Source organism: Marinobacter sp. NSM, from assembly GCF_052380025.1.
Taxonomy (GTDB): domain Bacteria; phylum Pseudomonadota; class Gammaproteobacteria; order Pseudomonadales; family Oleiphilaceae; genus Marinobacter.
This window is the reverse complement of sequence record NZ_JBQTCK010000001.1, coordinates 1-16,034: the sequence shown is the minus strand read 5'-3', so window position 1 is coordinate 16,034 and position 16,034 is coordinate 1. Positions and strand designations below refer to the sequence as shown.

Annotated in this window: 12 protein-coding genes; 9 read left to right on the top strand and 3 right to left on the bottom strand. The window is 56.1% G+C overall.

The window, feature by feature from the left end:
- The first annotated feature begins 124 nt into the window (after positions 1 to 124).
- From ACTZWX_RS00060 to ACTZWX_RS00050, 3 genes are read left to right on the top strand one after another with little or no spacing between them, the layout of a single operon-like run.
- Complete coding sequence (locus ACTZWX_RS00060; RefSeq protein ID WP_444712225.1) at positions 125 to 1,126, top strand: amidoligase family protein; 1,002 nt, start codon at positions 125 to 127, stop codon at positions 1,124 to 1,126.
- Complete coding sequence (locus ACTZWX_RS00055) at positions 1,119 to 1,862, top strand: gamma-glutamyl-gamma-aminobutyrate hydrolase family protein (protein WP_444712224.1); 744 nt, start codon at positions 1,119 to 1,121, stop codon at positions 1,860 to 1,862. Before ACTZWX_RS00060 ends, ACTZWX_RS00055 begins: the two co-directional genes overlap by 8 nt.
- A 2-nt stretch (positions 1,863 to 1,864) precedes the next feature.
- Positions 1,865 to 2,551 carry an SIMPL domain-containing protein gene (locus tag ACTZWX_RS00050; RefSeq protein WP_444712223.1) on the top strand — a complete coding sequence of 229 codons (687 nt, stop codon included), beginning with the start codon at positions 1,865 to 1,867 and terminating at the stop codon, positions 2,549 to 2,551.
- A 10-nt stretch (positions 2,552 to 2,561) separates the two neighbouring features.
- On the opposite strand, the gene ACTZWX_RS00045 is transcribed toward ACTZWX_RS00050, so the two are convergent.
- Complete coding sequence (locus tag ACTZWX_RS00045) at positions 2,562 to 6,341, bottom strand: translocation/assembly module TamB domain-containing protein (RefSeq protein WP_444712222.1); 3,780 nt, start codon at positions 6,339 to 6,341, stop codon at positions 2,562 to 2,564.
- A complete protein-coding gene (locus ACTZWX_RS00040) occupies positions 6,338 to 8,086 on the bottom strand; it encodes an autotransporter assembly complex protein TamA (protein ID WP_444712221.1) in 1,749 nt (582 codons plus the stop codon). The genes ACTZWX_RS00045 and ACTZWX_RS00040 overlap by 4 nt, the downstream gene beginning before the upstream one ends.
- Positions 8,087 to 8,303: 217 nt before the next feature.
- Between ACTZWX_RS00040 and ACTZWX_RS00035 the strand changes: the two genes are divergently transcribed.
- From ACTZWX_RS00035 to ACTZWX_RS00010, 6 genes are all read left to right on the top strand, one after another.
- The gene (locus ACTZWX_RS00035; RefSeq protein ID WP_444712220.1) at positions 8,304 to 9,608 is read left to right on the top strand and encodes an acyl-CoA dehydrogenase family protein; all 1,305 of its coding nucleotides are present in this window, start codon (positions 8,304 to 8,306) and stop codon (positions 9,606 to 9,608) included.
- Positions 9,609 to 9,625: 17 nt separating this feature from the next.
- Positions 9,626 to 10,834: an acyl-CoA dehydrogenase family protein gene (locus ACTZWX_RS00030; RefSeq protein ID WP_444712219.1), complete on the top strand. Its 1,209-nt coding sequence runs from the start codon at positions 9,626 to 9,628 to the stop codon at positions 10,832 to 10,834.
- Positions 10,835 to 10,887: 53 nt separating this feature from the next.
- The gene (locus tag ACTZWX_RS00025; RefSeq protein ID WP_444712218.1) at positions 10,888 to 11,895 is read left to right on the top strand and encodes a hypothetical protein; all 1,008 of its coding nucleotides are present in this window, start codon (positions 10,888 to 10,890) and stop codon (positions 11,893 to 11,895) included.
- 108 nt (positions 11,896 to 12,003) lie between these two features.
- On the top strand, positions 12,004 to 12,759 hold the full coding sequence (locus tag ACTZWX_RS00020) for a response regulator transcription factor (protein WP_444712217.1): 756 nt from the start codon (positions 12,004 to 12,006) through the stop codon (positions 12,757 to 12,759).
- 56 nt (positions 12,760 to 12,815) lie between these two features.
- The gene (locus ACTZWX_RS00015) at positions 12,816 to 14,654 is read left to right on the top strand and encodes a sensor histidine kinase (RefSeq protein ID WP_444712216.1); all 1,839 of its coding nucleotides are present in this window, start codon (positions 12,816 to 12,818) and stop codon (positions 14,652 to 14,654) included.
- Positions 14,654 to 15,124 carry a response regulator gene (locus tag ACTZWX_RS00010; RefSeq protein WP_444712215.1) on the top strand — a complete coding sequence of 157 codons (471 nt, stop codon included), beginning with the start codon at positions 14,654 to 14,656 and terminating at the stop codon, positions 15,122 to 15,124. Before ACTZWX_RS00015 ends, ACTZWX_RS00010 begins: the two co-directional genes overlap by 1 nt.
- Positions 15,125 to 15,196: 72 nt before the next feature.
- Here ACTZWX_RS00010 and ACTZWX_RS00005 read toward each other — a convergent pair whose 3' ends face one another.
- Positions 15,197 to 15,757 carry a hypothetical protein gene (locus ACTZWX_RS00005; protein ID WP_444712214.1) on the bottom strand — a complete coding sequence of 187 codons (561 nt, stop codon included), beginning with the start codon at positions 15,755 to 15,757 and terminating at the stop codon, positions 15,197 to 15,199.
- Between the last annotated feature and the right edge of the window lie 277 nt (positions 15,758 to 16,034).

Genomic DNA, 16,034 nt, shown 5'->3' with positions numbered 1-16,034 from the left:
TTTGACTATATACAGTGTTTTATCCAGTGTAAAGCCCGATTGAAATTTTCTGTCATGTAATCGGGCCGCTGCATATCGGTGTGTTATGGTTTAAGTCCGTGAATTATATGGATGCAAGGTGCCAATGAATTCGACAGAGCGTTGTGCGATGCCGGAGCGGCTTCGTAATCATCAAGGAGAAGAGCGTAGAGTTGGCGTGGAGATCGAACTCTCCGGACTGGGCTACGATGAACTGGTTGAACATGTCGCCCGCCTGCTCAAGGGCAGCCCGGAGCTGGAGTCGCGTTATGTCAGCCGCCTGGAGACTGACGCCGGAACCTTCACCATTGAGCTGGACTCTGACCCTGTGAAAGATCTTGACCTGGCGGACGAACGCCTGCCCGAGTCAATCCGCGAGCTGGGCACCCACGCCATGGATGTCATCGATTTTGCCGCAGAACGCATTGTGCCTCTTGAGATTGTCGGGCCACCTCTGCCCTTTTCCAGACTGGGTCTGATCGAAGAACTGGTAGACGAGCTGCGCGAACTTGGCGCGGAAGGCAGCCGGGAAGCGATTTATTTTGCTTTCGGCCTGCAACTCAATCCCGAACTGCCGGACCTGGAACCCGCAACCATTGTCACCTACCTGCAGGCCTTCGCGGCACTTTATGACTGGCTCAAATCCCGGCATCAGATTGACATAAGCCGAAAATTTACCACTTACATCGAGCCCTGGAGCAGCCGTTACACGGACATGCTGATGGCGGAAGATTATGCTCCCGACCAGGCCTCGCTGATGAAAGACTACCTGAACTTCAACCCGACGCGGAACAAGGCCTTGGACCTTCTGCCACTGTTTGCACATCTGGATTCAGAGCTGTTGCACGACTATGTGGACGACCCGAGAATCAAGAGCCGGCCGACGCTCCACTACCGGTTACCCGATTGCGATATCGACAACCCCCGATGGCATTTTTCCACGGTCTGGAACGACTGGGTGGTACTGGAGCAGATCGCAAGCCATCCAGAGCACCTGAAAGAACTCAGGGAACTGTTCCGCGAAGCCCAGACATTCAGTTTTCGCAATCTCACCCGCTCATGGCATGACACCACGGAACAATGGCTTAAACAGCGCGGTTATGTCTGAGATCTCAGAAGCACCAGGATCGCCGGGGATCACCATTGGCATCAGCGGCCCCGCCCGGCGCAGCACCGCCCACAGACTGATCAATCTGGGCCTGCGGCTGCATGGCGCCCACACGCACTACATTCGCCCCGGATTCAGCACGGACGTCTCCCTGCTCGATGGCCTGGTGCTCTCTGGCGGCACCCACGTACACCCCAACCGCTATGGCAAACAGCCACAAGTGACCGCGAGATACGACCTGAAACGGGACGAAACCGACTTCAGGCTGCTTGAGCAAGCCGAGGAAATAGACATCCCGGTACTGGGTATATGCCGTGGGGCCCAGTTCATCAATGTCTTTCATGGCGGGTCGTTGTGCCAGAACGTGACCCCGCTGCGAATGAAAACCCGCCACCGCCCTTTGCTGCTCCCCCTTCAAACGGTCCAGCTGGTCCAGGACAGCCGTATAGGCCGGCTGATGCACAGCACCCTGATTGGCGCGAACCGTATTCACAGCCAGGCGATTAATCACCTGGGGCGGAATCTCAGGGTAACGGCACTAGACAACGACCTGTTCGTGCAGGCCATCGAAAACACCGGGCAACAATGGTTGATGGGGGTTCAGTGGCATCCGGAATACCTGCTGTATCACACCGGCCACCGGCGGATTTTCAGCCACTTTGTGCATGCCGCTCGGGCTCGGAAACTGGAGCGGCTGCAAAGCCAAGATATGGCCTTTGGCCAACAAGGAGACTGATCATGAAAAAATACACCAAAGCACTGGCCGCAACGGTGTTTGTGGCTTCATTGGCACCACTGGCCGTTTCCGCTGGCGAAGTGAGCCTGAGTGGGGAGGGCAGCGTTCGCTACATTCCGGACAGCGCCCGTTTGCAATTTACCGCCAGTGCCGAGCACAACCTGCCCGAGCGGGCTTCTGATCGCCTTTCCGAGACCATGGAGCAATGGCGCAAGGCGATACAGGGCATGCGCGACCAATTGGTGGACTATTCAGACGCCAACGTTAACCTGTATACCCGGTCACTACCGGTTCAGGAGCGTGGGCAACAACCGGAGCGAATGGCGGTGGCAAGCCAGACAGTCAGCTTTTCCATAGACAATCTTGAACTCCTGAACCCTCTGCTGGAACAGGCCCACAAGGCTGGTCTGCAATACCATCTGAGCGAACACCAATTCTTCCATTCCGACGAAGAGCGCCTGCAACGCCAGGCACTGGCCAGAGCCATCGAAGATGCCCGCAGCCGGTGTGCCTTTGTGGCGGAACAGTTGGGCAAAACCTGTGGTGAGGTCAAAACCATCAACATCAATGGTGGGCAACGCCCGATGCCCATGATGATGGCGGGAGCAAGAGCCGCCAGCGACACCGTTTCCAGTATCGCCCCCCGGGAAATCCAGGCCAGCGTCAACGCCACCTTCAACCTGGATTAACAACCGTCGATCAGAAATCCCGGGTGTAGAAGATATCCAACGAGGCGGCCAGGCCACTGGCCGCCTCCAGATAGAAATACCGGCCCAGATCATAACGCAGTGCGACCGTGGTGATCGGTTCGAATATCCCGACGCCGTACCTCAGGCTCAACTCATCGGTTATGTATCCGCTGGCCACCACCGAGGCTTCATCTCCGGAGCCCGCAGTTTCCAGGGTGAGATTGCGAATGCCCAGCTCGTCTCCAACACCCTGGGTCAGACGGCTTGCCTGGGTCAGCCCCAGCGACAGAGCAGCCTGCGCCATCTGCCCGTCGTCACCGCGGCTTTGAGGCGGGCGGCCCAGAATAATGTAGGACAGCGCATCGCTTTGGGGCATGGAGGGTTCTGAGAATACCTCGGTTTCAGGGGCGTTCACGGGGCCGCTAAGCCGGATACCGGCAACAACAGTGTCTACTCTGCGCACTGCCTCTATGTCCAGGTAGGGTTCCGTCAGGGCACCAACAAACAGGATTCTCGCTCGCCGCAGTTCCAGATCCTGCCCAAATGCCTGGTATTGACCATTCACCAGTTGAAGCGCACCCCGGGTATCCATGTCGTTGCCAATCCGCAGGGTCCCCTCGAGATTCCCGGTCACACCGAAAGCATCAAACGCTACCCGGTCTTCACCCACCACCACAGTCACGTCCATCACCATTCGCCGGATGGTCGGCTCCTCGGTTTCAACTCCGACAATCACCTCATCTTCGGAGATAGAAACCGCTGACTCCGGAAGCCCCTTGATCTCGATCTCACCACGGGGTACTTCCACCCGTCCAGACACAGAGAGCTCACCACTGCGGAAAGCAATGGTGAGGTCTGGCCCGACTTCAACCCGGGCATAGGGTTCGACATTCACCGGCAGCCTGTCGCCAACAATCGACAGCTCAATCTCGGGCTCCTGCTGCCAATTGACCATCCCCGAGAGTTGCCCACTACTTCGGTCGTTACTGTTCCAGCGCCCGCTGATATCAGCGGAATCCCCGAGAAACTCGAGCACCAGAACCACATCGTTCAGTGGTAGTGGCAGGCCGGGATCGTAAAAACGACCGCTCGTAAGAGCCAGCTCGCCATGAATCATGGGTCGTAACAATGGGCCGGTAATTTCGCCTTGGCCGTTAACCTGACCTCCAATCTCTTCCACCCCGGCAAAGACGGATGCAAACGCCAGATCCAGTGAGTTCAGGCTGAAACGGCCCTGTACCGGTCGCTCTTCAGCCATCGGGTCAACCGCCAGCTCGGCATTAAAATCGCCCAGCTCCGGCCCTCGCAGGGCAACTAACAACTCAGCGATGCTGGGCTGAAGACGAGCATCAACGATCAAACGCTCATGACCCAGGGTTTCCCACTCATCCAGCACCAGGAATTCGAAGGTTCCCTCACCGGCATCCAGTGTGATTCTGCCATCCGGCCCTGCGTCGGTCAGTGACAGATCCACGTCGGCATCCAGGTGCGCACTCCATCGGAAGGTATCAGGCAACAGTGGTTCAAGGGCCGTGGTCGGAAACTGGCGAATCTGGAAGGCGATGTGGGCATCCGGCAATAGCTGCTGATCGTCAGCGCACACAGAACTGTCCTGCCAGCGCCAGCAGTGAGCGCCTAGGCTCAGTTTGCCTTCTTCGGTGTAGGCAAGGTCAGCGGGAGATTCCAGTTGCCACGTCTGGCCCGGGCCGGGTATGTCGATTTCACCACGGTTCAGGGCACCCTGCCAGCCATCAAGGCTCTCACCCAGGGCGCCGGCGAATACGGCAAGCAGGGTCGCCTCACTGTGGCTGGCATTGACTGTTAGCTGATGCTCATCCCGGGTACCTTCAAGGCGAAGGGATACGCTCTCCAGCTGTTGGTCGGCAGCACGAATCTCATTGATCTCCAGCGCTGCATCCAGCACACCGCCTTTGGCCAGACTGGCCTCAAGATCCACGGCCTCAATCTGCAACAGATCCTGCCAGCTCAATCCGCGGCCAGCCACGACAAGCTCGGCGGTGGGTTCATCCACGGTGCCCGCAAACTGCAGGCTGGCCTCCAGTTCACCAGCCAAGCCTTCGGCAACCATCGCCGGTTCAGGCAACAGGATGGACAAGTCACCTGCCAGTTGGCTGCCGTAACGACCCCGCCCTTCTACACGGTTCTCACCCACGACAAGCACAAGATCATCCACTTGCCATTCGCGACCATCAATGGCCAACTGGCCCCGGGCGCGAGCATCGTTCCCCTGCCATCGTCCCTGCAGATTCCAGTCCGCCGACATTCGGGGCAATGCGTCGTCCTGAAGCCGGCCTTCGCTGGTTACGTTGCCGTCCAACCGGGACTCCAGCACAGGCACCCAATAGCCCGGATTGAACTGGTCCAGAACCAGGGCAGCTTTCCAAGCCAGCTGGGAAGAAAAATCGAGCTCGGCTTCACCAGACAGGGAACCCGCTCCGGTCGTCATGTCGAGCTGGGTGATACGGACAGCCTGAGTGTCGCCATCAAGGCGGGCCTTCAGCTCGGCGTCCCCAAGGGGACCGGCAACCTGCGCGTCAAGATCCGCCTGGTAGCGGTCTTCCTGGTAACTTGCCCGACCTGCCAGACGGTTGAGCGAAACCGGAGGCTCGTCCAGCCCCGGCACCAGGCTGTACCAGGGGAAGCGATTCAGGGCCAGCCCCACATCAGCGGCCAGGCCATCAGCCCAGGAGGCCTCGCCCTGCACCTCCAGGGTTCCGGGTGGCTCACCACCCCCTCTTTCCGGGCCGGCCATGGACAGTACCAGGTCTGTCACCTTCTCTGTGGTGACCAATCCCTGGATAGACGTCTGGATATCACCCTCGGTACCCGGCAGTAGCGCCTGGGTGCGGGTCCTGAAACCGTTGGCCAGGGAACCGTCAAGGGTTAATCGCCAGTTCTTCAGCGTCAGTGTTTCCGGAAGATCATGATGGGCAAGAAAACGCTCGGATTCGAGTCTGATGGACGCTGGCAGACGGCTTTCCAGCGGCTGAACCTGCCCCTGTATATTCGCATTGAGATAACCCTTACTGGCACCTCGCAACCGCAAGTCCCTGACGCTGCCACCCAGGTTAACGGTGATCTGCCAGTCGTCTCCCGATGACGGCGGCAAGGATACGTCAACATCGATATCCAGGGGCCAATCCCGCCGCATGTCAGCGCGACCACTCGCCGATACCCGTATCTCATCCAGCTGATACAGCACATGTTCAAGCTCCAGGCTGGCACCGGAGGCCCGGGATTGCAGCTCAAACCGGTCCCAGATGGCTCCGTCATTGAACGTCAGCGGCCCCAAGGCAACATCCCCGATCACCACTGCCAGCGGCAGGTTAATCCTGGGAAGGCTGATATCACCGGAACGTTCATCATCAGATTCAGAGGGCTGCAGGGTCACTGCAATCCGATCGGCCTTGAGCGTATCCAGGCAGATGGTTTTTTCGAACAGACACGTCGGAGACCAGTCTACTTCCGGAGCCTCAACCACCACACCCACGCCATAGCCCTGCCATTCAAGGCGGTCGGCCTGCCACTGGCCAAGCAGGGAACCTCGGTCGGCCTCGGTCTGCAACCCGGGAATCTGATCAATGGTCCAGGCTGCACCCTTTTCGGTATGCAGGGCCAGCAAAATCAGCCCAACCAGCACCAGGGGCAAAAACAGCAACAATGCGACGACCAGCAACAGCCAGAACCACCATTGCCGGCGCAGCGGCTTTTTGTGTTTCTCCGGCTGACGTTCAGCCTGTTCTGGCGGCACCGGTGGATGATCGGTCACAGCTCTGGCCCCATGGAAAAGTGAATACGCCAGCCGCCGCCAAACTCCTCGTCCAACCCCTTGGCCACGTCGAGGCGCAACGGCCCGACCGGGCTCACCCAGCGAATCCCCAGGCCGGCACCTGTCGCCAGCCGGTCAAACACATCGTTCACCGCGTTGCCCTTGTCGACGAACGCCGCCACCCGCCAGTTCCGGACAAACTCGTGCTGATATTCGACACCACCGACCAGCTGAAAACGACCACCAACGGCTACACCGTTGTCATCACGGGGCGACAGGGTTTCGTAGCCATAGCCCCGAACACTCTGATCACCACCGGCAAAGAAGCGCAATGAGGGAGGCACATCGGAAAAACTGTTGGTCGCCACCCCACCAAAGTTGAACCGGGTCAGGAACCGGTGATTATCAGCCAGGGTATACAGCCCCCTGGCCAGCACATTCACGTGCAGGATGTCTGCGTCCGATATGATGGCCCGGTGGGCACCGGTCACATCAAGCTGCAATCGATAGCCCCGGGACGGGTCCAGGGGCGAGTTGGCCTGGAGCTTGGAGTAACTGAGCCCCGGCAGCAACAGGCTGGAGTTGCCCCGTTCATCTTCACCAATTTTGAAGCGCTCGCCTTCCCATCGAAGGGACAGCACCTGCATCCAGCCGGTATCCAGCTGGTGCCGCCATTGCTGGCCGAGCGTCAGTCGCTCTGACTCCACATCCTCAATATTTTCTCGCTGATAACCGGTGCCAAACCGAATAGAATCCGTCATCGGTGGGTCCAGCGGGAGCTCATACCATCCACTGACGTTCTGCCGTAGCTCCGAAAGCTCCGTGTCTGCCCCGCGTCGATGACCCATGGAGTTGGTGTAATGCTCTCGCCAGTTACCGCGGAACCGGGGGCCGACGTCTGTTGAGAAGCCAACACCGGCGCCTACCGACCGGGGCGGCCTGGGGGTAAGACCAATATCCACCGGTATCACACCATCCTCTGCCCGGTTCGGTGAAGCATCAATATCGACACCGGAAAAGTAACCGCTGTTGGAGAGATCGCTGTTGAGCTTCGCCACTTCATCGGCGTGGAAAGGTGTGCCGGGTTCAAAGGTCACAAACTGGTTCAGTAAACCTTCATCAAAACCATGGTCTTCCAGGAAGGTAACCGCGCCCAGGCGATACCGCTCTCCGGTACGGTAGTGCAAGGTAATATCTGCCTGATTCTCGGACGGGTCTACTTCCAGTCGGCGGGTCACAAACTCACCGTCAAAGTAACCCAGACGTCGCGCCCGATTCTGTATGGCCTGCCGCAGCGTGTTGTAACGGCCATGATGAAGCACGTCTCCTTCCGCTGGCTCTCTCGGAATCTGATCAAACAGTGCCGGGTCCTCGCTGCCTGGCCCCTCGATCAGCACTGACCGGGAACGAATGCGTACGGGCTCCCCCGGTACCACCGTCAACACCAGCTCGGCCAGCCCATCCGCATCTTCGGTGACTTCGAATGCGATCACCGGATTGTAGTACCCCAGGGCCCGAATGGCCTGTTCAACCTGGGCTATCGCCGTGGAGGCGTAACGGCGCAGGCCATCAGCTGAGCGGCCCTCTACCTCACCCACAAAAATCCGGGCATTGTCTCTCAAGTCACTGTGATCGCCCTCAACCTCAACCCTGACCTGACTGGCATGGCTGGCAGACGCGCTCAACAGCACCGCAAGCCCGGTCAGCTTCAGGATTCTTTGAATGTGGTATCGGGCTAACAGCATGCAGTGTTTGGGTTTTCCACCTGGATGATTGACGAATCCCTGAGTAAGGGGGTGAGTTTACCGATAGCGGATGCGCGCTTCTACGACTGGAGCGCCAAAATCACAATTGACCACAATGCCACAAGGGAATGCTGCGCCTGCCAATGGCCATTGTGACCTCCGGGGCCATGCTCGGTTCCACGTGGTGTGATCAATCAGACAACCTCAGGAGTTCAGCGTGACCAGGGATCCAATCGGACTTGCACTCTCGATCATGAACCGGATATCCGGCAACCCTTTACTGGATCGACTGGGCTTGAGATCTCCCCTTGAACGCACGGCATACCAAGGTACTCGGACCGGTTTCCGGACCATTGCCCTGGCGGGCCGTGAGTTCAAGCGGGTTCGCAACTGGCTGCCCCGGAAGCGACTGCCACCCGGGGCCCCAGGGGACCTGTTTGACCTTAGCCTGGACGACGACCAGCAAATGATTGTCGACAGCCTCAAACGCCTGGCACGTGATGTCCTCAGGCCCGCAGCCCAGGAGGCCGACGAACAGGGCCGATTGCCTGAGGCCGTTAAACACGAGGCTGCTGCCCTTGGCTTGCCCATGTACGCGGTACCCAGTGAATTTGGCGGGGTGGCCGAACAGCAGTCGCCGGTGACCAGCGTGTTGATTGCTGAGCAACTGGCCTGGGGCGATATGGCTCTGGCAATTCGGCTACTGGCACCCTTCAGCGTTGCCCAGGCGATCAGTTCCTGGGGCACTGGCGAGCAACAGTCCCGCTATCTGCCAGCCTTCTGCGAGGATACGCCGCCGGTGGCCAGCCTCGCCATTGACGAACCAACGCCGCTGTTTGACCCAATGCAACCGTCCACCATGGCTACCGAGACCGATCAGGGCTACCGGATTAACGGTGAAAAATCGTTTGTGATTGCAGGCGCCGAGTGCGAGTTGTTGCTGGTCTCGGCTGTCCTCAATGGCACACCCCGGGTTTTTATTATTGAAACTGCTGGCCTAAACCTGGCGATGGCGGAAACCCCGGGTATGGGGCTGCGCGCGGCGGCGGCCACCTCGGTCCGGTTCGACAACCTGGACGTACCGTCCGACGCACTGCTCGGCGATGACGATTTTTGCTTTCAGACCTTCATCGACAGAGCCGCCCTGATGCGCTGCGGCCTGGCCATAGGCACGTCACAGGCGGTACTGGACTATGTCATTCCCTACTGCAACGACCGCCAGGCCTTTGGCGAGCCTATCAGCCACCGGCAATCGGTGGCGTTCATGATCAGCAATATGGCCATTGAGACCGACAGTATGCGCATGCTCACCTGGCGCGCCGCCAGCCGGGCCGAAACCGGCCAAAGCTACCACCGGGAAAGCTGCCTGGCCCGCTTGCTGTGCAATGAGAAAAGCATGGAAATTGGAACCAACGGTGTCCAACTGCTCGGTGGCCACGGTTTTGTTAAAGAACACCCGGTAGAGCGCTGGTATCGGGATCTTCGCTCCACCGCCACTCACCATGGCGGCGTTCACGCCTGACATCAAGGACATTCGCTATGAATCTCGACATTCCTGGAAAGTTTGCACCGATTGTTCATCAGGCCCAACAGGTGGCCCGGGAAGTTTTCCGACCGATTTCCCGATATTATGACCGCGCCGAGCACGCCTATCCCAAGGAACTGGATATGTTCGCATCCATCATGGACGGCATGAACGATGGCGCTGCCGATGGTGGTGCCGGGGCTGGCCGCCTGGCCCGGTCCGCTGGAGACACTGGCACCGGCAACCAGAATGGCACCAACATGAAAACCGTTCTGGGTCTCACGGAACTCTGCTGGGGCGACGTCGGCCTGGCTCTGTCCATCCCTCGCCAGGGTTTGGGTAACTCCGCAATTGCCGCCGTTGCCAACGAGCAACAGCTTCAACGGTTTGGCAAGACCTGGGCAGCCATGGCGATCACCGAACCCGGTGTCGGTTCGGATTCCGCCGCCATTCGGACAACTGCCACTAAAGACGGCGACCACTATATTATCAACGGTGAAAAGATCTATGTGACCGCCGGTGAGAGGGCCAATGCCGTTGTGGTGTGGGCCACACTCGACAAATCCCTGGGCCGAGCCGCCATCAAATCGTTCGTGGTGGAGAAAGGCACGCCTGGAATGACCGTGGAGCGACTGGAGAAGAAACTGGGTATCCGCGCCTCAGACACGGCCGCTATCCGTTTTGACAATTGCCGGGTTCCGAAAGAAAACCTGCTGGGTGATCCCGAGATCAGCGTGGACAAGGGTTTTGCCGGCGCCATGCAAACCTTTGACAACACCCGCCCGGTGGTCGCTGGAATGGCCATCGGAGTGGCCCGGGCCGCCCTGGAGCGCACTCAGGAAATTCTGAAGGTAGCGGGACTGAACCTTACCTACCAACAACAGAGCTGGCCAACCACCGCCGCTGTCCGGGAACTGCATTTGCTGGAAGCGGAACTGGAAGCCGCCAGGCTACTGACGCTCAGAGCCGCCTGGATGGCCGACAACGGCAAACCCAACTCCAAAGAAGCCTCCATGGCCAAAGCCAAGGCCGGCCGGGTGGGTAACCAGATCACGCTCCGCTGCGTGGAGCTGTGTGCTTCACTGGGGTACCAGGAAACGGAACTGCTCGAAAAATGGGCCAGGGACTCCAAAATACTCGATATTTTCGAAGGCACCCAGCAGATCCAGCTGCTGATCATCGCCCGACGATTACTCGGAAAGTCGTCCTCCGAGCTGAAATAAGCTAACCTGTCAGGGACTTATATAATGCCCCTGACCAATGACAGGTAGCCCGGATGCTCAGGATTAACCGCGACAACCTTCGGTCCAGCCATCAGTTGATCTGGTTCCTTATCGATTTCCTGATGCTGGGCCTGCTGATCATCAACCTGGCCTTTATCATCTGGGATTCGATATACAGTTTCGTTGCGGTTCAGAACCTGCTGGAAGAAAGCCTCCCCGCCGTCAATGCGATCTACCAGCCGATCCATGAACGGTTTATTTTCTATGATCTGATCTTCGTCTCCATCTTCCTGACCGAGTTTTTTGTCCGCTGGGGATACGCCGTCAAAGCCAAGATCTACGACCGCTGGTATTTCTACCCGTTCATACACTGGTACGATCTGGTGGGCTGCATCCCCGTTGGCGGCTTCCGCTTCCTGCGGGCGTTGCGGATCATTTCGATCATCTACCGCCTGCACCAATACAAGATCATCGACTTCACCAGCACTCGGTTGTACCAGTTTGTGTCGTTTTACTATGAAGCCTTCATGGAAGAGTTATCAGACCGGATTGTTCTAAAGGTTCTGAGCGGCGTTCAGGATGAGGTAAAGCGTGGTTCGCCCCTGTTTGAACGGATCCAGACTGACATCCTGTTCCCGAGACGGTCCATGTTGTCGGATTGGTTATCGGAACGCGTCGCCCTGGCTGCGCAGCACGGCTATATTCCCAACCGGGGCGCCCTGCGGGTGTACCTGGAAGACCGTGTAGACAACGCTCTCAACCAGAACCTCGAACTCTCAAGACTGAAATACCTGCCGGTAGTGGGCCCCACCATACAGGACACTCTGGAAAATGCCGTTGGCGATATTGTCGCAAACGTGATTCACCAGATTCTGGAAGACCTCGCTTCATCTTCAAACCATGCGTTCATTGAAGATATCGTGAACGTCTTATTGCCCGAGCCAGACAATAAAAGTGCCGAGGAGAGGGAGCAAGAAGCGTTGATAAATCTGGTCCTGGAAATACTCGATGCAGTTAAGGATCAGGTGAAAGTGAAGCATTGGCGGGCCAACCTTCCATGACACTCAGGCGCTGAAGGATCTACATAAATTTACACAGCACAACTTCATAATCTCATACAAGACCGCATTATTTAGGCTAACAGACAATAGATTCCAGAAGGACGTTGAATGTCTGAATCAAATTCGACTGCCGCAGACCTGAGGGCAGGCTACAGGGCAACGGGGCTATCTGAGCGTCAACTTTCATGTTTGAGAATATGTGCCGGGCTGCTTCAATCGCCGGACGAACAAAGTTGCACAAAGCTATTAGAAACCGTAGTTATTCATTATGGCGTTCCTCATGCTGCTCTGTTTGCCTATCAATCCGGGAGGTTACGTACACTGGCGTCTACCGGTGGCGCAGCAATAAACGCATCGAGGCAAGCCGTAAAAGCCAACCTCGCACCCTTTCTGAAATGGCCATGTAAGCCCTACCTCCGGAACCTGCCCGAAAGTGCCTGGATCTTCTATTGCACAAACCCGGGATTCGAATGGCTCGTCCCCATCACTCTTCAGGGATCGGTCATTGGTTTACTGGCACTGGCCGGCTTTGAGTCGCAACCCGCTCCAGGAGAACGTGATCAACAGCTAATGTCGATTCTTGCAAGCCTATTGACGGGCCAATTAATTTTCACAAGCACGCCAACAAACCAGAAGATTCGGCACAAACACTCTGAATTATCGCTGCTATCACCGCGCGAAAAAGAGGTCATGAGCTTGTTACCACGAGGCATGAGCAACGCCCGTATCGCCGCCACTCTGGATATTGCACCGGGAACGGTCAAAACTCATGTAGAGCGTATTCTCAAGAAGCTTCAGCTTGAAGATCGAGCGCAAGCCGCTGCGTTTGCGGTGGAATCCAAGTTGGGCAACTCTGGTTGTTAAAGATGATAGCCACTATCAAAAAGCATTGGCATGGGTGGAGCCTGAGACGTCGCAGCTTGGCTTCGCTGATTATCCCACTGTTGGTTGCGACCATCGTTCTCCTTGTTATGGCGAAAGTCCTTGCTTTCAACCGGCACGCAGAGGATGAACTTCAGCGCGGTTTACGAGTTCTCGGGCAGATTCACGCGGCACACGCTGCTTTAGCCGAGGCTGCCAGTGGTGTACGAGGGTATTTGCTGACGCAGGATGAAGCATTCCTGGCACCCTACCAGCGGGCTGAAGAGCTTTTGAAGCAATCGCTGCGGCAGCTGGAGGTAGATGTGAAAGATCCAGTGCAGCGCCAGAATCTGCTCGACATATCCGCGCTCGTTGCCGTAAAGCTGGCTAACCTCGCCCAACTCAAAAGCCCGGACCTGGAAGGAAATGGCGGCGCTATTCGCTCCTACTCGCTGGACAACAAAGCACTGCTTGATCGTTTGCGCCAACACATCAAAGAGATGGAGACCCGTGAAAATCAAATCATTCTTGCTTTGCAGCAAGACCTGCAACGGGCGCGAAAAAATAGCCAGTGGATCATTTTCAGTACCCTGGTTGTGGCTGTAGCACTTGCCGTATTATTTTCTCAGAGTTTCGCCCAAGACCTGATAATACGGATACGCCGCATACGAGATAACGCGACCAACATTGGTCGAGGCATCCCTTTGAAGGAGCGGCAGAGTGAATATCAAGACGAACTGGCTGAACTCGACAAGCTAGTGGTACAGACAGGTTTTATGCAGGACAAAAGACTTGAAGAGCTCAGATATGCGAAGTTACTTGCGGAAAATGCAAACCAGGCGAAAACCGACTTCCTGTCCCGCACCAGTCATGAACTGAGAACTCCTCTCAATGCCATAATCGGATTCAGTGACTTATTAGGCAACAACATACTGACACGCGACCAATTACAGCATGTGGGTGTCATTCGGCGCAGCGCCAGCCATCTCCTAGAGCTGGTTAACGATCTTCTGACCCTTTCTCGATTCGAGAACGGGAACATCTCAACAGAGATCACACCAGTATCATTGAAAGAGATTGTCACCACAGCAGTAGATTTTGTTTCCCAGGCAGCAAGAGCTAAAGCCGTTAAACTGAATATCTCGGACGACGACAAAAGCTATGTGTTGGCTGATCCGAAATGCTTGCTACAAATTCTCATCAATCTTTTGGACAACGCGATTAAATTCACTCCGAAAAAGACGGCGGTCACCGTCAATTGGCGACCGTTAGGCAGTTCTGGTAGAGAGAATTATGAAATCGTCGTTCATGATTGCGGGCCAGGCATAACGCCCGGCTTTGAGAAAGACTTGTTCTGTCCCTTCAATCGCCTCGATAGCAAAACTGACGGCATCGGTTTAGGGCTGGCCATCAGCCGTTCTCTGGCAACGAATATGAACGGCCACATAGAACATCGGGCCACCAAAGGTGGCTGTGAATTTGTACTCAGATTGCCGGCGGCTGATGGTTCTTCACGAGGCAGAGGTTCAGACAGCTATGGCCCGCCTGATAGGGAGTCAAAACTGCTCAAAGAGGAACGTTATCCTGAAACGACGTGGGTACTCGCCATTGAAAGCCCGGACCTCCCTATACTGTTTGAGACGCTAGCAGCTCGGTTTCACGCCAAGGTTATTCATGTGTCCGATCCATGTTGGCCGGAGTTACTCCCAGACACTCATGTTGTTCTCATCACAGACATACCAGCAGCTCGACTGGACCTGCCACCCAGCCTGCGGTCAGGAAAACAGCTGCACATCACGCCAGAGCCTCCTCCGAGCGATCAAAACAACGACATCCGATGGCTCGCTCCTCCCGCAACGCCTATGCGAATTCGGCTTTTATTAAAGGAGATGCATTAATGTCAGCGATTCTCGACGATATTCGCCAATCCAAGCTGCTGATCATCGATGATGAACCAGCAAATCTTGAGTTGCTCGAAGAGCTGTTTGCAAAAGAAGGCTTTGAACAAGTGCTTTCATCCGTTGATGCTGTCCGAGTCTCTTCACTTATCCAGGGATTTCGCCCTGACATCATTTTACTCGATTTGCGAATGCCTGATATTGATGGTTTTGAAGTATTAAGTTTGCTAGATGACTTGCGCGAGCAGGGGCACTGGATTCCAGTTGTTGTTCTCACTGCGGACATTACCAAGGAAGCTCGTTACAAAGCGTTGTCGCTAGGTGCCTCGGATTTCCTAACCAAACCCTTCGACCATATGGAAGTCGTGTTACGCGTGTGGAACCTGCTGGAAATGAGACGCCTTTACCTTCAACTAAAGTCCTTGGGCGAGTCACCGAATATGTCGCCCCATGGGCCATGGCAGTCCTGAGGCGCCAGAGCAGAGCAACATATCCGCTGTTACGTCCCGGAATTCATTTCCGGGACGTAACAAGCGCCTGGCTCAATTGCCGTAAGGCAGTGACGAGTGATGAAGAACGATGCGCAGATTGCCCGCGTCATCCAGCTGGTAACCAAATGACTTGTCTACAGTTGTAACAGAGCCATCATTATGGGTGAAATGAACGTTGCCCATGGACATAGCTACGGGGCCCGAGAGATGGATGGCTGCGTTTTCAAACTCAACCGCAGCCCAACCCTTGATGCCAAAACCTCCGTCATTTGGAAAGGCTTCGTCGTGACCAACGAAATACGCTAATGCGCCTTCAGCTGTCAGACGAATGTTCTGAGGAATAGCGGCCAGTGTCGGCTTAAACAAAACAGGGCCCATCGTGTAGCCATAGGCCGAATCGATAACCTCTCTCGCCGAATTTCGAGCTTTTTCAATGCCGCCTTCAGCATAGTGTTCTGAAAGCATGACAACCGCATCCCCCCACGCCTTTTGGGCAGCAAGTACATCTGCCTCAGAAATGTCTGCATGGGCGTTTGCAGAGAAAGCCGCAGACACAGCAAGAGAAAGAGCAACGAGACCGGATATCTTATGTTTAGTAGCTAACCTATTCATCTGGAATTACCTCAATTGTTGATCCAAGAATGCTTTTCAAAAGCCCTCATACGCCAAACATATTAGGCAAACCCAAAGTACGAGTCGTCTGCCGATCGGCATAATTTACTGTATGCCAATCGGCATATTAGTTTTCGTAACATAAATATCAGCCGCCCTCACTCTTGATCCAGATAATGGCGCAGAACCAGGCGCTGACTGGGCTTTAGCAATGAATCGGATAACTACCTGTCCCAAAGTGGCAAATCCCGATCACCATCAAATCTCTATATCCAAA